The sequence below is a fragment of the Pseudarthrobacter niigatensis genome (assembly GCF_030812615.1).
Classification (GTDB): domain Bacteria; phylum Actinomycetota; class Actinomycetes; order Actinomycetales; family Micrococcaceae; genus Arthrobacter; species Arthrobacter niigatensis.
The window spans coordinates 116,595-132,587 of record NZ_JAUSTB010000006.1; the positions used below are offsets into that span (position 1 = coordinate 116,595).

The 15,993-nt window shown below is 67.3% G+C and carries 15 protein-coding genes and 1 riboswitch; of the genes, 10 read left to right on the plus strand and 5 right to left on the minus strand.

Annotated features, from left to right (window positions below; all coding sequences use genetic code 11):
* Positions 1 to 15 precede the first annotated feature (15 nt).
* From J2T23_RS10910 to J2T23_RS10925, 4 genes are all read left to right on the plus strand, one after another.
* Positions 16 to 1,338, plus strand: coding sequence for a bifunctional o-acetylhomoserine/o-acetylserine sulfhydrylase (locus J2T23_RS10910; RefSeq protein WP_141181112.1), 1,323 nt, complete (start codon positions 16 to 18; stop codon positions 1,336 to 1,338).
* Positions 1,339 to 1,440: 102 nt separating this feature from the next.
* Positions 1,441 to 1,556: riboswitch (SAM riboswitch) on the plus strand.
* 12 nt (positions 1,557 to 1,568) lie between these two features.
* Entirely contained in the window at positions 1,569 to 2,684 is a 1,116-nt protein-coding gene (gene metX / locus J2T23_RS10915; RefSeq protein ID WP_141181113.1) for a homoserine O-acetyltransferase MetX, read from the plus strand.
* Positions 2,685 to 2,865: 181 nt separating this feature from the next.
* The gene (locus J2T23_RS10920; protein WP_307359882.1) at positions 2,866 to 4,248 is read left to right on the plus strand and encodes an MFS transporter; all 1,383 of its coding nucleotides are present in this window, start codon (positions 2,866 to 2,868) and stop codon (positions 4,246 to 4,248) included.
* A gap of 4 nt (positions 4,249 to 4,252) precedes the next feature.
* Complete coding sequence (locus J2T23_RS10925; RefSeq protein WP_307359883.1) at positions 4,253 to 5,389, plus strand: zinc-binding dehydrogenase; 1,137 nt, start codon at positions 4,253 to 4,255, stop codon at positions 5,387 to 5,389.
* A gap of 54 nt (positions 5,390 to 5,443) precedes the next feature.
* Here the strand turns inward: J2T23_RS10925 and J2T23_RS10930 are convergent, their stop codons facing one another.
* Entirely contained in the window at positions 5,444 to 6,376 is a 933-nt protein-coding gene (locus J2T23_RS10930; protein ID WP_370871400.1) for a LysR family transcriptional regulator, read from the minus strand.
* Between the two features lie 111 nt (positions 6,377 to 6,487).
* On the opposite strand from J2T23_RS10930, the gene mmsB reads away from it, so the two are divergent.
* Both mmsB and J2T23_RS10940 read left to right on the plus strand, forming a co-directional pair.
* Complete coding sequence (gene mmsB / locus J2T23_RS10935) at positions 6,488 to 7,405, plus strand: 3-hydroxyisobutyrate dehydrogenase (protein ID WP_307359887.1); 918 nt, start codon at positions 6,488 to 6,490, stop codon at positions 7,403 to 7,405.
* Positions 7,406 to 7,456: 51 nt separating this feature from the next.
* On the plus strand, positions 7,457 to 8,941 hold the full coding sequence (locus J2T23_RS10940; RefSeq protein WP_307359889.1) for a CoA-acylating methylmalonate-semialdehyde dehydrogenase: 1,485 nt from the start codon (positions 7,457 to 7,459) through the stop codon (positions 8,939 to 8,941).
* Positions 8,942 to 9,023: 82 nt separating this feature from the next.
* Here J2T23_RS10940 and J2T23_RS10945 read toward each other — a convergent pair whose 3' ends face one another.
* Both J2T23_RS10945 and J2T23_RS10950 read right to left on the minus strand, forming a co-directional pair.
* A complete protein-coding gene (locus J2T23_RS10945; protein ID WP_307359891.1) occupies positions 9,024 to 9,581 on the minus strand; it encodes a hypothetical protein in 558 nt (185 codons plus the stop codon).
* A gap of 48 nt (positions 9,582 to 9,629) precedes the next feature.
* Positions 9,630 to 10,427, minus strand: a complete 798-nt coding sequence (locus J2T23_RS10950; protein WP_307360134.1) for an SGNH/GDSL hydrolase family protein — start codon at positions 10,425 to 10,427, stop codon at positions 9,630 to 9,632.
* A gap of 149 nt (positions 10,428 to 10,576) precedes the next feature.
* On the opposite strand from J2T23_RS10950, the gene J2T23_RS10955 reads away from it, so the two are divergent.
* On the plus strand, positions 10,577 to 11,227 hold the full coding sequence (locus J2T23_RS10955) for an alpha/beta hydrolase (RefSeq protein WP_307359893.1): 651 nt from the start codon (positions 10,577 to 10,579) through the stop codon (positions 11,225 to 11,227).
* A gap of 30 nt (positions 11,228 to 11,257) precedes the next feature.
* On the opposite strand, the gene J2T23_RS10960 is transcribed toward J2T23_RS10955, so the two are convergent.
* Positions 11,258 to 11,491: an RNA-binding S4 domain-containing protein gene (locus J2T23_RS10960; protein WP_307359895.1), complete on the minus strand. Its 234-nt coding sequence runs from the start codon at positions 11,489 to 11,491 to the stop codon at positions 11,258 to 11,260.
* Between the two features lie 32 nt (positions 11,492 to 11,523).
* On the opposite strand from J2T23_RS10960, the gene J2T23_RS10965 reads away from it, so the two are divergent.
* The 3 genes from J2T23_RS10965 (at position 11,524) to J2T23_RS10975 (ending at position 15,070) form a co-directional block, all read left to right on the plus strand.
* Positions 11,524 to 12,513 carry a DMT family transporter gene (locus J2T23_RS10965; protein WP_141161051.1) on the plus strand — a complete coding sequence of 330 codons (990 nt, stop codon included), beginning with the start codon at positions 11,524 to 11,526 and terminating at the stop codon, positions 12,511 to 12,513.
* Positions 12,514 to 12,644: 131 nt separating this feature from the next.
* Positions 12,645 to 14,030: a glycine--tRNA ligase gene (locus tag J2T23_RS10970; protein ID WP_141161050.1), complete on the plus strand. Its 1,386-nt coding sequence runs from the start codon at positions 12,645 to 12,647 to the stop codon at positions 14,028 to 14,030.
* Positions 14,031 to 14,032: 2 nt separating this feature from the next.
* The gene (locus tag J2T23_RS10975; protein ID WP_307359898.1) at positions 14,033 to 15,070 is read left to right on the plus strand and encodes a GNAT family N-acetyltransferase; all 1,038 of its coding nucleotides are present in this window, start codon (positions 14,033 to 14,035) and stop codon (positions 15,068 to 15,070) included.
* Between the two features lie 87 nt (positions 15,071 to 15,157).
* On the opposite strand, the gene J2T23_RS10980 is transcribed toward J2T23_RS10975, so the two are convergent.
* Complete coding sequence (locus tag J2T23_RS10980; protein WP_307359901.1) at positions 15,158 to 15,982, minus strand: lysophospholipid acyltransferase family protein; 825 nt, start codon at positions 15,980 to 15,982, stop codon at positions 15,158 to 15,160.
* Positions 15,983 to 15,993 lie beyond the last annotated feature (11 nt).

Consider the following 15,993-nt stretch of genomic DNA (forward strand, 5'->3'; position numbering starts at 1 on the left):
TCATAGGAGACTGAGATGTCCAACGGATGGTCCTTCGAAACCCGCCAGATCCATGCCGGCCAGGAGCCTGACAGCGCCACCGGAGCCCGCGCCCTTCCCATCTACCAGACCACGTCCTTCGTGTTCCCCAGTGCCGAGAGTGCGGCCAACCGCTTCGCCCTGGCCGAACTTGCACCCATCTACACCCGCATTGGCAATCCCACCCAGGACGCCGTCGAGCAACGGATCGCAAGCCTTGAAGGCGGCCTGGCGGCATTGCTGCTGAGCTCCGGCCAGGCCGCGGAGACGTTCGCAGTGCTGAACATCGCCGAGGCAGGCGACCATATAGTGGCCAGCCCCAGTCTTTACGGCGGAACCTACAACCTGTTCGCCCACACGTTGAAGAAGTTCGGCATCTCGGTGACCTTCGTGGCTGATCCTGACAACCTGGACCAGTGGCGCGACGCCGTGCAGCCCAATACCAAGCTCTTCTTCGGTGAGGTGGTGTCCAACCCGCGCCAGGACGTGCTTGATATTGAGGGCATCTCCGAAGTGGCCCACCAGGCCGGCGTGCCCCTGATCGTGGACAACACCCTTTCCACCCCCTACCTGATCCGCCCATTGGAGTGGGGCGCGGACATCGTCATCCACTCGGCCACCAAGTACCTGGGCGGCCATGGCTCGGCCATCGCCGGCGTCATCGTTGATTCCGGCAGGTTCGATTTCGGCAAAGACCCGGAACGGTACCCCGGCTTCAACACCCCGGACCCCACCTATAACGGCCTGGTCTACGCACGCGACCTCGGCGAAGGCGGCGCGCTCGGCGCCAACCTCTCCTACATCCTCAAGGCCCGGGTGCAGTTGCTGCGCGACCTTGGCTCGGCGGTCTCGCCCTTCAACGCGTTCCTCATTTCCCAAGGCCTGGAGACCTTGAGCCTGCGGGTGGAGCGCCACGTTGCGAACGCCACGGAGGTTGCGCGCTGGCTGGAGGCAAGGGACGACGTCGAGTCCGTCGCCTACGCGGGGCTGCCGTCCAGCCCCTGGTACGAGCGTGGCCGCAAGTACGGGCCAAAGGGAACGGGCGCCGTGGTCGCCTTCAACCTGGCCGGCGGCGCGGAAGCCGGCAAGCGCTTCGTCGACGCACTGGAGCTGCACTCCCACGTGGCCAACATCGGCGACGTGCGATCCCTGGTCATCCACCCGGCGTCGACCACGCACAGCCAGCTTTCGCCGGAGCAGCAGGTTGTGGCCGGCGTTCACCCGGGCTTGGTCCGGCTTTCCGTCGGTTTGGAGCACATCGACGACATCCTGGCTGACCTGGAGGCAGGCTTCCGGGCCGCCAAGGGCACCGGGGCCTAGCCCCAACCGCGAGGGCGCATCACGTGCCGGCCGGCAAGCCGGGAAGTCACAACCAGTCATACTCTTGGCCTGGAGCGGGGGGTGTTTCGTACACTCGAACCAGGTCATGAGTGCCAGTGACAGCCCCGGCTTGCTGGCCGGCAACCCTCCATCCGCGGTGGGGTGCCCCGGGTGAGGACCTGGCCTGCCGGTCAGACGACGGCGGGCAAGCGCGTAGAAGAGGTCTTGCCATGACGGTTACCGTCGCCCGAACCGCCATCCCTGAACACGGAATTGTCCGTTACGCCTCCATCGGGGGACTGGAACTCGAAGCCGGAGGCTACCTCCCGGACGTCACCCTGGCCTACGAAACCTGGGGCACGCTCAACGCGGACGCCAGCAACGCCATCCTGATCGAGCACGCACTGACCGGCAGCACCCACGTGACCCGCGGCGACACCGACGAAGAAGGTTGGTGGGAGCAGCTGGCCGGCCCCGGAGCCCCCGTGGACACGGACCGTTTCTTCGTGGTGTCCATCAACATCGTGGGCGGCTGCTACGGGTCCACCGGGCCGTCGTCGCCCGCGCCTGATGGGAAGCCCTGGGGCTCCAGGTTTCCCCTGGTCACGCTGCGCGACAGTACTGTTGCCGAGGCCCGGCTGGCGGACCAGCTGGGCATCAAGAGCTGGTTCGCCGTCCTGGGCGGCTCCATGGGCGGTGCACGGGCCCTGGAATGGGCTGTGACGTACCCGGACAGGGTGCAGCGCTGCGCCGTGATCTCCGTCGGAGCCGCCAGTACTGCCGAACAGATTGCCTTCGCCCAGGCGCAGACCCTGGCCATCAGGCAGGATCCCAACTTCAACGGCGGGGACTACTACGGCGGCCGGAGTCCTGAAGAGGGACTGGCCCTCGCCCGCAGGATCGCCCACATCACCTACCGGTCCGCCACCGAGCTGGAGGGCCGTTTCGGGCGGGAACCCCAGGCGCCGGAATCGCCACTGCGGGGGGAAGTCCTGGCCTCCCGCGGCCGCTACCAGGTGGAAAGCTACCTGGACCACCAGGGCAACAAGCTGGTGAAGCGCTTTGACGCCAACAGCTATATTGCCCTGACCGAAGCGCTGATGAGCCACGACGTCTGCCGCGGACGGGGAACCTTGGCCGAAACCCTGGCCGCATCCACGGCACGGTTCTTTGTGGCCGCCGTCGACTCCGACCGCCTCTATTTCCCATCGCAGTCCCACGAGCTTGCCCAGGCCCTGCCCGGGGACGTGGATGTCCACCTCATCCGGGCGCCGATCGGGCATGACGGGTTCCTGACCGAAATTGGACAGCTGGGCAGCCAGCTCCGAAGCAGCTTCCTGGCGTAGCCGCCGCCGGGAGGACGGCCGGCAATGTGCATTCCTGCAGATGCCTTCTGCACTATTTGGCGTTGAGGTTGCACCGCGGGCAGACCATACTCAATCGAATCCGGTGTCCGTGGTGTGCATCACACCCCGGGCCCCATCGACTGGTCCCCGTGGCGTCGACGACGACGCCGAAGGAGTTCGCATGAGTACGGAAAACGCCGCCGCGAGGCGTACAGAGGAAACCGACGTCAAGGCTTCAGGCCTCAAGAAAGTCGTTGCCGCCTCCATGGCCGGCACGGTGGTGGAGTGGTACGAATTCTTCCTCTACGCCTCCGCAGCCACCCTGGTCTTCGGCAAGGCTTTCTTCCCTAATTCCCAGACCGAGTTGGACGGCATCCTCGCCGCCTTCCTGACCTACGCCGTCGGCTTCGTTGCCCGCCCCATCGGCGGCATCGTCTTTGGCCATTTCGGCGACAAGTTCGGCCGCAAGCAGCTCCTCCAGGTCAGCATCATCCTGGTGGGCGTCTCCACCTTCCTGATGGGCTGCCTGCCCACCTTCGCGCAGATCGGCTACTGGGCACCGGCCTTGCTGGTCTTCCTGCGCTTCGCCCAAGGCTTCGCCGTCGGCGGGGAATGGGGCGGGGCTGTCCTGCTGGTGGCCGAACACAGCCCCAGCAAGTCCCGCGGCTTCTGGGCCAGCTGGCCGCAGTCCGCCGTGCCGCTGGGCAACCTTTTCGCCACCGCGGTGCTGTTCATCCTTTCCTCTGTCCTGTCCTCCGCCGACTTCCTCGGCTGGGGCTGGCGCGTGGCGTTCTGGCTCTCCGCCGTGATCGTCCTGATCGGCTACTACATCCGCACCAAGGTCAGCGACGCCCCGATCTTCCTGGAAGCACGAAAAGAGGTGGAGGCCGGCCACAAGGGTTACGGTGTTGCCGAGGTCTTCCGCCGCTACCCCCGCGGCGTGTTCACCGCCATGGGCCTGCGCTTCGCGGAGAACATCCTCTACTACCTCGTGGTGACCTTCTCGATCACCTACCTCAAGACCGTGGTCCACGCCGACACCACCCGCATCCTGATGCTCCTGCTCGTGGCACACGCCATCCACTTCTCCGTGGTGCCCGTGGTGGGCCGGCTCTCCGATCGCCTGGGCCGCCGTCCGGTCTACATGGCCGGCGCTGTCCTCGGTGCCACCTGGGGCTTCTTCGCCTTCCCGATGATGGATACCGGCAACGACTTCATCATCCTGGCCTCGGTCATCATCGGACTGCTGTTCCACGCCCTGATGTACGCCGGCCAGCCGGCCATCATGGCGGAAATGTTCCCCACCCGGATGCGTTACTCCGGCGTCTCCCTCGGCTACCAGGTCACCTCGATCGTGGCCGGGTCGCTCGCCCCGATCATCGCTGTGGCCCTGCTGGGTGAGTACAAGTCCTCGGTCCCGGTGGCGGTCTACCTCGCCATCGCCTGCGCCATCACCGCCGTCGCGGTCTTCTTCCTGAAGGAAACCCGCGGCATCTCGTTGCACGACGTTGACGCTGCCGACGCCAAGGGCACGGCAGACCTGCTTGCTGCCAGCAAGAAGTAGGCCCATGAAAGCCGCCGTCCTCTATTCCACCGTTCCCGCCCCGGCCGCCGCAGGGGTAAAGCAAAGCTATGCCGAGTCCCGGCCACTGCTGGTGCAGGAACTGGACCAGCCGGAGCCGCGCACCGGTGAACTCGGAGTTTCCATCACCTTCTCGAGCCTGTGCCATTCGGACCTGTCAGTGGTGGACGGTTCCCGCGCCCGGCCCCTTCCCATGGCCCTGGGACACGAGGCCGTGGGGCGGGTGGTGTCCGTGGGAGACGGCGTCTCCGACGTGTCCGTGGGAGACCACGTGGTTTTGGTGTTCGTTCCCAGCTGCGGCCAGTGCAGGGCCTGCCTGGCAGGCAGGCCCGCGCTCTGCCACCGGGCAGCTGAGGTGAACGGATCCGGAGACCTGCTCCACGGTCCGGCGCTGTTGCGGACGCCGGAGGGCGGGCGCATCAACCACCACCTGGGCGTATCCGCCTTCGCTGACTACGCGGTGGTTGCCCGGGAATCAGTGGTAGTGATTGACGACGACGTCCCGGACACCGTCGCTGCGATGTTTGGTTGCGCCGTGCTCACCGGAATGGGCGCGGTGTTCAACACCGCAGGAGTCGGCCCGGGCCAGTCCGTGGCAGTGTTCGGCCTGGGCGCGGTGGGCTTGTCCGCCGTGATGGCAGCCCGCCTCGCCGGGGCCGCCAGCGTCATCGCCATCGATCCCAACCAGGGGAAGCACCAACTGGCCCGCGACGCCGGGGCCACCGCGGTGGGGACGCCGGAGGACGCGGGACGGCTGATCGGGGAAGCAGCCGGCGACGGCGTCGACGTTGCCGTCGAGGCGGTGGGCTCGGCCGCTGTGATCGCGTCCTGCCTCGAGCAGGTCACCAGGGGTGGCGCGGTGGTCTCGGTGGGCCTGCCCCACCCGTCCGCCGAATTGACCGTACCTGCCCTGCAGTTCGCCGGCGCCGGCAAGCGGCTGCTGGGCTCCTACATGGGTGACGCCGTTCCCGCACGGGACATCCCCAAGTACCTGGCGTACTGGCGGGAAGGCAAGCTGCCCGTTGAGCTGCTGCACACCGACACCCGGCCACTCAGCGAGATCAACGAGGGCCTTGATGCGCTCGCAGCGGGACAGGTAGTGCGGCGGCTCTTCCAGGCCTGAACCGTCGGGCCGGGCCCGCCGGACGCGTCGGGCCTGACCCGTCGGACCGGATCTTCAGCCGGCGAGCAGCACAGAGCGCTTTTTCACCTCGTCCTTCAGGGCCGCGATCACGGCCTGTACCCGGACCGAGCGGAGCGATTCCGGCCTGGCAACGGCCCAGATGGGCAACTGGCGCTCAAACTCACCGGGCAGCACGGGGACGAAATCTTCGCGGTCTCCCACCATGAAGTTCGGCAGCAGCCCTATGCCGGCGCCCTGGCGCACCGCCTCCACCTGGGCGAACACGCTGGTGGCCTGGAAGCTCGTCCTGGGCGTCGGAAGCTGCGATGACCAGCGGGGCCCAAGCTCCGCCACCTGGAGCGCAGACTCCACGTAGGAGACGAACGCGTGCTGCCCCACGTCGTCGAGCGTTTCCGGCAGGCCCTGCTGCGCGGCGTAGCCGCGGCTGGCGTAGAGGCGCAGGTAGTAGTTGCTCAGGAAGATGGTCTGGGCGGTGCTGACGTCTGCCCGGCCCACCACGATCTCCAGGTCCACCCCTGACCGGTTCTGGCTGACTTTCCGGGTGGCGCTCAGCATTTCAATGTTCAGCTGCGGGTTCTGCTGCTGGAGCCGCACCAGCGACGGGGTGACAAACACGGCTCCCACTCCGTCGGTGGTGGCCACGCGCACCAGGCCGGCCAGGGCACTCTGGTCCTGGCTGATCAGGCCTGACAACGAGCCAAGAGTCCTTTCGATCGCCTCCGCCGCCTCCACTGCGGACGCACCAAGCTGGGTCAACTCCCAGCCGTGCGGGCTGCGTTCCAGGGTCCGGCCGCCCAGCTGTTTGTCCAAGGCCAGGATGCGGCGGGAAATGGTGGTGTGGGTGGTGCCCAGGGTCTCGGCCACGGCGTTGAACCGGCCCAGGCGCGCCACCGTCAGCAGGATGAGCAGGTCGTCGGGGCTTGGCAGCCGTCTGGAGTCCACGCGTAGCCTTCCTCTTATGTGCATCGATGCACAGAGCGTCTGTAATTTTTCCCCTTGATTGCACTCTAGCAAGGTGTGATCGTAGACACAGGCATGCCGGCAGTAACGCCGGAATGGAAGCAAAGGAGCTTACGCATGGCAGTTATCGGATGGATCGGCCTGGGAAACATGGGCGGCCACATGTCAGTGAACCTGGTGAAGGCCGGGCACGACGTGCGCGGGTTCGACCTCAACCCCGCGGCACTGGCAGCCGCCGAGGCAGGTGGCGTCAAGCGCGCAGCCAGCATCGCCGAAGCCGTGCGCGGCGCGGACGCCGTGTTTACCATGCTGCCCAAGGGCGAACACGCCCGGGCCGTCTACCTCGGGGAGGACGGCGTGCTCAAGCACGCGGATACCCGCACGCTGCTCATCGACTCCTCCACCATCGATATCGCCTCCGCGCAGGAACTGCACGACGCCGCTGCTGCCGCCGGCTTCCGCTTCGTGGACGCCCCGGTGTCCGGCGGAATGAGCGGCGCGGAAGCAGGGACCCTGACCTTCATGGTGGGCGGCGAAGAGGGCGCCGTCAAAGACGCCTCGGACTACATCGGGCCCATGTCCGGAAACATCATCCCCACCGGCGGCCCCACCACGGGCCAGGCGGCCAAGATCTGCAACAACCTGATGCTCTTCATCAACCTTGCCTCCACCGCGGAGGGCGCTGTCCTGGCTGACCGGCTGGGCCTGGACAAGCAGGTCTTCTGGAACATCGCCTCGGTCTCCTCGGGAGACTCTTGGGCGCTCCGGACCTGGTACCCGGTCCCCGGCGTGGTGCCCACGGCGGCGTCCAACAACGACTTCGCACCCACCTTCACTACCGAGCTTGCCAACAAGGACATCGGCCTGGCCATCAGCGCCGCCGAGGACACCGGCACGCCCCTGGAAATCGGCAAGCACGTCCAGCAACTGTTCCAGCGGCTCATTGACGCCGGGGACGCAGGCAAGGACTGCTCCATGATCATCAAACTCGTGGACGGCTCGCTCCAGCCAGCCGACCAGGCACCGTCCAACTAAACACGCCGCCCAACTGGCCACACCGCCAGCACCGCAGGAAAAGAGACTCCCTTGGAAACCATCCCGCACTACATCAACGGCACCCGCGTCACCGACGCCGACCGTTTCGGCCCAGTCTTCGACCCCGCCACCGGCCGGCAGGAAAAGCAGGTGGCGCTCGCCTCCGCAGCCCGGACAGAGGAGGCCATCGCGGCAGCCCGCGCCGCGCTGCCGGAATGGCGCGCCACCAGCCTGGCCAGGCGCACCACCATCTTCTTCAAGGTCCGCGAAATCCTGACCCAGCGCAAATCGGAACTCGCTGCGATCCTCACCAGCGAGCACGGCAAGGTCCTCTCCGACGCCGAAGGTGAAATTGCCCGCGGCCTGGAAAACATCGACTTCGCCACGGGCCTGTCCCACATGCTCAAAGGCGAACGCTCGGAGCAGGTCTCCAGCGGCATCGACGTCCACTCCGTCCGCCAGCCCGTAGGCGTGGTGGCGTGCATTACTCCGTTCAACTTCCCGGCCATGGTGCCGCTGTGGATGATCGGCAGCGCGCTGGCGTGCGGCAACACGGTGCTGCTGAAGCCCAGCGAGAAGGATCCGTCCGCCGCCGTCTTCATCGCCGAAGCCTTCGCCGAGGCGGGACTGCCCGCCGGCGTCCTGAACGTGGTCCAGGGGGACAAGGAAGCCGTCGACGTCCTGCTGGAGCACCCTGAGGTGAAGGCAGTCAGCTTCGTCGGCTCCACCCCCGTGGCCCAGTCCATCTACAAACGGGCTGCCGAGCACGGCAAGCGGGTGCAGGCCCTGGGCGGTGCGAAGAACCACATGGTGGTGCTTCCCGACGCCGACCTGGACATGGCCGCCGACGCTGCGGTTTCCGCCGCCTATGGTTCCGCCGGCGAACGCTGCATGGCCGTCAGCGTCCTGGTGGCCGTCGGAAACATTGCCGATGACCTGGTCAAGGCGATCTCCAGCCGCATGGCAGACCTGAAGATCGGTGCCGGCACCGATCCCGCTTCCCAGATGGGTCCCCTGATCACCGCGGAACACCGGGACCGGGTGGCGTCCTACGTCACGGGAGCCGAAGGCGAAGGTGCCACCGTGGTGGTGGACGGCAGCTCCCAGCAGTTCGACTCCGACGGGTTCTTCATCGGCGTCAGCCTGGTGGACCACGTCAAGCCGGGCATGAAGGTCTACGACGACGAGATCTTCGGCCCGGTCCTGTCGGTGGTCCGCGTGGACACCTACAGCGACGCGGTACAGCTGGTCAACGACAACCAGTTCGGCAACGGCACTGCCATCTTCACCCGCGACGGGGGGGCGGCACGGCAGTTCGAGTTCGACGTCGAGGCAGGCATGGTGGGCGTCAACGTCCCCATCCCGGTCCCGGTGGGTACGTTCTCGTTCGGCGGCTGGAAGAACTCACTGTTCGGCGACACCCACATGTACGGGCCCGACAGCATCCGGTTCTACACCCGCGGCAAGGTAGTCACCACCCGCTGGCCGGACCCGTCCACCTCCGTGATCGACCTTGGCTTCCCGCAGGTGGACTAGCCAGGTGCACTGAGCGCGACGACCAAGCAACAACAGGCCGGGGACCGTCATTCGGTCCCCGGCCTGTTGTGTGCAGGTGTTGCTAGCCGTTCATGATGTCGCCACGGCGCTTCATGTACTCCTCCATGGACAGCTCACCGTTGCTGTACTGCTGGTCCAGTTCAGCGAGCTTCCGCGCCCGGTACCCCTGGGGAGCTGCCGGCGGCGGCGGTGCAGCCGGTCCGGAGGAGGGCTCGTGTCCATAAGGCTGCTGCCCGTAAGGCGGTTGCTGGGGCTGCTGCTGGAACGGGGGTTCCTGCCCGAATTCCTGCGACGGAGCGTCGTAACGGGGGTCCGCCATGGGCGGCTGCCCGTACTGGTAGGGCGGCAGGTGCTGGCCGCCAATGGGGCCCTGCGGCTGGCCGGCCTGGCGGAAGCCGCCGGAGAAGTAATCCTGCTGGGTGTAGCCGTCACGTGGCTGGTTGCTCTGGGGCCCGGCGGAGCCAGGGAACTGGCCGTAGCCCGGGAACTGGTTCGGACCGGGGAACTGGCCCGGCAGGCCCCGGTCCCGGTCCCGCCGTGTCATGGAGCGCCGGTACGCCCGCATGGCCAGGGGGACAACGAAGGACAGGATGATAATCCAGAAAAACAAGCTGCTCACGGTGCCGCGCCTCTCGAGTGTTGTCCTTCCAGCGTAACCCCGGCAGCCTTAACGGCGGCTGGGTTCGGAGGTTCCCAGCGGACCCTCGCCCGAACCCATCGGAACGCCCGGTCCAAAGACGGGACCCGGCGTCGGACGTTTTGCCGTGATGCCGTCGCCGGAGGACTGGTGGCGCAGGCGGCGCAGCACCCATGGCACGAAGTATTCCCGCGCCCATACCAGGTCGCCGCTCCTTGCCTCGCGCCAGGTCCGGGGCGGCAGCGGCTTGGGCTGCAGGGGTTTCAACGAGTGCTCCACGTTGAGCGCGTCCAGCACCATGGCCGCGATGGTGTGGTGGCCCAGGGGGGAGAAGTGCAGCCTGTCCTGGTCCCACATCTGCGGGTCGCTTAACTGCCGCAGGGACCACATGTCGGCGATGACGGCGTCGTGCCGGGCCGCCACCGTCCGCAGGTTTTCGTTGTAGATGGCCACCTTGCTGCGGATCCGGCCCAGCACCGACGACCCCGTGTCCGGCCCGTTGAACAGGACCACCGTGGCGCCGCCCGTGGAAAGGATCTGGACCACGGAATCCAGTTTCTCGGCCAGCGCGTCCGGGTCCCCGCCAGGGCGGATGAGGTCGTTCCCGCCCGCGGACAAGGTGACCAGGTCAGGCTTCAGGTCAAGGGCGGGTGCCAGCTGCTGATCCACGATCTGCTGCAGCAGCCTGCCGCGGACGGCAAGGTTGGCATAGGCGAAGTCCGGCTGGGTGCGGCCCAATTCCTCCGCAACGCGGTCGGCCCAGCCGCGGTGGCCACCGGGGCTTGAGGGTTCGGGGTCGCCGATGCCCTCGGTGAAGGAATCGCCCATTGCCACGTACCGGGTCCAGGGATGGGAACCGGCGGGCGAAGGAGTAGTGGAAACGGCACTTGCATCAGTCACGGTCCTATCCTGCCTTCCGCTCCGCTGCCTACGCGAACGTAGGTTGTTACTTTCGGGTAACTGTAAGAATGGAAACCATGACTGACGCCGAAGTATTTCCTGCCCCCGTTGTCCTGTGGTCCCATCCGGAAGACCAGCGCGCCGGTAAGCCACTGCTGGTGCTCCTCCACGGCTACGGAGCCAATGAGCAGGACCTGCTCAGCCTGGCCGACATGCTGCCCGGGGACTTCGCCGTCGCGTCGCTGCGGGCGCCCATCGCCATGGGCCCCGGCTTCACCTGGTTCCCGCTGACGGCCTCGATCGAGTACTCGCTGGAACGGGTCAAGAAGGCGTCCGCGTATGTGCTGGAGTGGATCGACAGTATCCGCGCCGGGCACCCGTCCGTCACCCTGCTGGGTTTCTCCATGGGCATGGCCATGGCCACCACGCTCCTGCGCCAGCGGCCCACGGACTTCGCCGCCGTCGTCGGACTCTCAGGGTTCGTAGTGGACGCCGCCGGAGACCCCAGCTTCAGGGACGACGAACTGGACGGCACCGTGCCCATGTTCTGGGGACGGGACCAGCAGGACCCCGTGATCACCCAGGACAAGATCGAGTTCACGATGGGCTGGGTGCGCAGGCACGTCAAGCTCACCAAGGTCCTCTACACGGGCATGTGGCACGGCATCAACCAGCAGGAGATTGGGCACGTGGGGGAGTTCCTCACGCATGAGGTGCTGAACAAGTAGAACGGACGACGGCGGCGGGCCGCCGGGCGCTTAGTCCGCCGTGGGTGCCACGACCCGTATGGTCTGGCCATTGACGGCGACAGTGTCCCCGTTGTGCAGCTGCCGGCCCCGGCGGTCATCGATCTCGCCGTTGACCTTGACCAGCCCGTTTTTGATGAGCTCCGCCGCCTCCACCCCGTCCTCGACGAGATTGGCCAACTTCAGCAGCTGGCCGAGCCGGATCATGGTGTCGCGGATGGGGACGTCCTCAATGGGGTTGCTCATAGAGCAATAATGCCTGAACTAAGGTGGATTCAATGACCTCCCCTTCCCGCCTGCCGGCACTGGCGGGCCTGCCCCTGGCCGTAGGTTCAGGCCTGGCCATCCCCGTCCAGGGCCGCATCAACGGCGCCCTGGGGGCGCGCCTGAATGACGGAATTGCCGCCGCGGCCGTGAGTTTCAGCACAGGCCTGCTGGTCATGATCCTCATTTCCCTGGTGTTGCCACGGGGCCGGGCCGGCCTGGCGGCCATCATCCCGGCCGTCCGCAGCCGCGCGTTTCCCCGCATCTATGTGGTGGCCGGCGCCATTGGAGCCCTGTTCGTCTTTGCCCAGTCCTTCACCGTCGGCATCCTCGGCGTGGCGCTGTTCACCGTGGCCACTGTCACCGGGCAGACCGTCAGCGGCCTCGTGGTGGACCGGCTGGGCATAGGGCCCGCCGGAAAGAAGTCGGTCACCGCCATCCGGATCGTCGGCTGCGTCCTGACCATCGCCGCCGTGGCCTGGGCGGTTTCGCCGAGGTTCAGCGGCGGCGGTTCCGGGGACGGGGCGGCCGGGTTGCTGCTTCCCCTCATACTGCCTGTGGCGGCGGGATTCCTCATGAGCTTCCAGCAGGCCATGAACGGTACCGCCACGCTCCACTACGGCACTCCCATTGCCGCCACCCTGGTGAACTTCGTGGCCGGCTGCATCGTGCTGTGGGCCGCGTTCGCCGTGAAGCTCGCCGTTGCCGGCCCCGGCAACCCGCTGCCGGGGGAGTGGTGGTACTACCTGGGCGGCCCCATGGGCTGCATCTTCATTGGGCTGGGCGCCCTGCTGGTCCGCAGCCTGGGCGTACTGGTCACCGGCCTGGGAATGATCGCGGGCCAATTGCTTGGCTCGCTGGCCCTGGACCTTGCCCTGCCCGCCCCGGGAACCGTCGTCGCGCCGGCCACCGTCCTGGGAACGCTGCTCACGCTCGGCGCGATCATCCTGGCCACCCTGCCCTGGCCCCGGGGCGCGCTTCGCAGGCAGCGGCCGGTACGCTAGGACACAAGCTTTCCCCTGATCTTCCTTCATCCGCCCCGACCCGTTGCCGCTGTGCCGCAGGCACATGGCAGCCGGGGGCCTGACAACCCGCGGACCGCACCCAGCGGCCCTGTAGAAATTGGAGTTACCCCATGGCAGCAAAATCCGTCCTCGACCAGGTCATTTCCCTTTCCAAACGGAGGGGCTTCGTGTTCCAGGCCGGTGAGATCTACGGAGGTTCGCGCTCTGCCTGGGACTACGGCCCCTTGGGCGCTGAGCTGAAGGAAAACATCAAGCGCCAGTGGTGGCAGTCCATGGTCCGCGGCCGCGAGGACGTGGTGGGCCTGGACTCCTCGGTGATCCTGCCCCGCCAGGTATGGGAAGCATCCGGCCACGTGGAAGTCTTCTCCGATCCGCTGGTGGAGTGCCTCTCCTGCCACAAGCGCTACCGCGCTGACCACCTCGAGGAAGAATACGAGGAAAAGAAGGGCCGCCCCGCCGAGAACGGCCTGAAGGACATCGCCTGCGCCAACTGCGGCACCCGGGGCCAGTGGACCGAGCCGCAGGAGTTCTCCGGCCTGCTCAAGACCTACCTGGGACCGGTGGCCAGCGAGGAAGGCCTGCACTACCTGCGGCCCGAAACCGCGCAGGGCATCTTCGTGAACTTCAACAACGTGCTCACCACCTCGCGGAAGAAGCCGCCGTTCGGCATCGGCCAGATCGGCAAGTCCTTCCGCAACGAGATCACGCCCGGAAACTTCATCTTCCGCACCCGCGAGTTCGAGCAGATGGAAATGGAATTCTTCGTCGAGCCCGGCACGGACGAAGAGTGGCACCAGTACTGGATGAAGGAGCGCATGGCCTGGTACACGGGCCTGGGCATCCGCGAGGAGAACCTGCGCTTCTTCGAGCACCCCAAAGAGAAGCTCAGCCACTACTCCAAGGGCACCACGGACATCGAGTACCGGTTCGGCTTCCAGGGTTCCGAGTGGGGTGAGCTGGAAGGCATCGCCAACCGCACCGACTTTGACCTCTCCACCCACGCCAAGGCCTCCGGCACGGACCTGAGCTACTTCAACCAGGCCACCAACGAGCGCTACACCCCCTACGTGATCGAGCCCGCGGCCGGCCTGACCCGGTCCTTCATGGCGTTTCTGGTGGACGCCTACACCGAGGACGAGGCCCCCAACGCCAAGGGCGGCGTGGACGTGCGCACGGTCCTGAAGTTGGACCCGCGCCTGGCCCCCGTCAAGGCCGCCGTGCTGCCGCTGAGCCGCAACGAGGACCTGTCCCCGAAGGCCAAGGCCCTGGGCGCGCAGCTGCGGAAGAACTGGAACATCGACTTCGACGACGCCGGCGCAATCGGCCGCCGCTACCGCCGCCAGGACGAGATCGGCACCCCGTTCTGCATCACGGTGGACTTCGACACCCTCGAGGACCAGGCCGTCACCATCCGCGAGCGGGACACCATGAGCCAGGAGCGCGTCTCCCTGGACAAGGTGGAAGGCTACCTGGCGGCACGGCTGATCGGCGCCTGAGCGTGGCCATCGAATATCGTGAATGGCGGGATGGCGACGACCTCGCGCTGCTGGAAATCTGGGGCGGTCCCGAGACTGCCCAGGCCCGCCAGTTCCGTGGCGCCCTGGCCGTATCCTCCAACGGTGGGAACGGCACGCCGTGGCGGCGCTGCATCGTCGCCGAGGACGTCGTTGACGGCGTCGGCATCCCGGTCGCGGCCGGCGTCGTCTATGAAGCGTCCCTGCACCCGGAACGCCTCTGGGCCTACATTGAAGTCGCCAGGGACCACCGCCGCAACGGCATCGGAGCCACCCTCCTGGCCATGCTGCGCCGCGAAGCCGGACACGCGCCGTCGGGCGTTACCAAGCTCCGCGCCAAAGTGGAACCGGGCACGCCCGGGGCCGCATTCGCCAAAGCGGCCGGGCTGGCACCCATCCAGCGCTCCCGGCTGGTTATCGTGGAGCCCGGAGCCCTCCGGCTGCCCGTCTTCCCGGACAAGGACCACGGCGGCCGCCCCATCGATGGTGAAAACGCCGGTTCCGACATCGTCATGGACCTGGCTACCGGCTCGGTGGAGCTGACGGACGTGGTGGGCCGGTACTACACCTCCATCCACGGCTGGGACTCACCTGGTGTTCTGTCCGTGGGCCAGGTGCAGAAGCTCTTCCTGGATGAGCTCACCGGAGCCCACGGCGCCATCGTGGTCCGGGCCCAGCCGGAATCGGCGTTCGGCCAGGGCGTGGCACCCAGCAAGAAGGGCCGCATCCGGGCGTTCGCCGTCAGCTACGCCGCCCCTGCCGGCCCTGACGACGCACCGCAAACGGAAGTGGGCACGGGACCGGACACTCCCACGGACGTTTTCGTGGGGCACGAGCCCTCGCTTGCCGCCGATGACGCGGCCGAGGCCGTCCGGGACATGCTTGCGCTGATCGCCTACCAGCACCCCGTCATGCTGGAACTGGACGACTCGATGGCCGCGCTGCGCGCCGCCGTCGAACCCCTCCTGGCAGGCGGCAAGGCCCGCCTGGCCGGCGCCGAGACCCTGGTGGTCTCCGACTAAGCGCGCTCCGCTTCCCAGCTGGGTAGCGCCAGGTGCCGTTTTGAGCCGTCAAAACGGTACCTGGCGCTACCTGCTTGGGCTGCGATGCTACCTGGTGCGGGGAGCCCGACGGCGGCCCGCGGCGGCGTCGGCAGCGTCCAGCAGTTGCCGCTCGGCATCCGTGGGCGCACCACCACCCAGCCGCGCCGGCATCCACCAGGCTCCAGGCCCCGGCCGGAGCGGAAAGCCGGCGATGCAGCGGTCGATCCCCGCCTGCAGGGTGCCGCGCAAAGCTTCCGTTGCCGCCTCAACGTCAACGCCGGCCGGAAGCACCACCGGCGCGTCCACGTGGACCCGGACCGGCGCCCGCCAGCTGCGGCGGAAGGAAAAGCCGTGCCCCCGGGTCAGGATGCGGTGGGCGCCCCAGATGGATACCGGGATGACCGGAACCCCCGCCTCCGCCGCCATCCGGACAGCACCCGTGCGGCATTCGCGGACCGTGAAGCTCCTGCTGACCCCCGCCTCGGGGAAAACAGCCAGGTATTCGCCTTCCCGCAGCCTGGCAACGGCAGCCGCGTAAGCGTCTGCGCGGCCCGTATATCCCACCACCAGGTGGCCGCTGGCGCTGATGGCCGGGCCGGCCAGCCAGTGGTCCGCTGCGCCCTGGTGAACCAGGAACCGCAACTGGGCGTGTGCATGGCGCCACAGGAGCAGTTCCAGCACGGCAAAATCCACATAGCCGAAGTGTGTCACGGCGAAAACGGCCCCTTTCCCGCGGACCGGCTGCCGGGATGGCCCCGTCCGCGGCCCGGGAGGGGGCAGGTGCTCCACGCCCGTGGCTCGGAGGTCCAGCTGGAGGGCCCAGCGGAGGAACTGCCCCGTGCGGACGATCAGCCGGTAGAAGCGGTCGTTGGGCGGGGGACGCCACGTCACGGGACCGGTCC

What these genes read in the sequence shown, in the direction of transcription:
- J2T23_RS10910 (WP_141181112.1), top strand. Translation starts at nt 16, where the DNA reads ATGTCCAACGGATGGTCCTTCGAAACCCGCCAGATCCATGCCGGCCAG.
- J2T23_RS10960 (WP_307359895.1), bottom strand. Translation starts at nt 11,491, where the DNA reads ATGAGCAACCCCATTGAGGACGTCCCCATCCGCGACACCATGATCCGG.
- mmsB (WP_307359887.1), top strand. Translation starts at nt 6,488, where the DNA reads ATGGCAGTTATCGGATGGATCGGCCTGGGAAACATGGGCGGCCACATG.
- J2T23_RS10965 (WP_141161051.1), top strand. Translation starts at nt 11,524, where the DNA reads ATGACCTCCCCTTCCCGCCTGCCGGCACTGGCGGGCCTGCCCCTGGCC.
- J2T23_RS10920 (WP_307359882.1), top strand. Translation starts at nt 2,866, where the DNA reads ATGAGTACGGAAAACGCCGCCGCGAGGCGTACAGAGGAAACCGACGTC.
- J2T23_RS10930 (WP_370871400.1), bottom strand. Translation starts at nt 6,376, where the DNA reads ATGCACATAAGAGGAAGGCTACGCGTGGACTCCAGACGGCTGCCAAGC.
- J2T23_RS10950 (WP_307360134.1), bottom strand. Translation starts at nt 10,427, where the DNA reads ATGGGCGATTCCTTCACCGAGGGCATCGGCGACCCCGAACCCTCAAGC.
- J2T23_RS10925 (WP_307359883.1), top strand. Translation starts at nt 4,253, where the DNA reads ATGAAAGCCGCCGTCCTCTATTCCACCGTTCCCGCCCCGGCCGCCGCA.
- metX (WP_141181113.1), top strand. Translation starts at nt 1,569, where the DNA reads ATGACGGTTACCGTCGCCCGAACCGCCATCCCTGAACACGGAATTGTC.
- J2T23_RS10970 (WP_141161050.1), top strand. Translation starts at nt 12,645, where the DNA reads ATGGCAGCAAAATCCGTCCTCGACCAGGTCATTTCCCTTTCCAAACGG.
- J2T23_RS10955 (WP_307359893.1), top strand. Translation starts at nt 10,577, where the DNA reads ATGACTGACGCCGAAGTATTTCCTGCCCCCGTTGTCCTGTGGTCCCAT.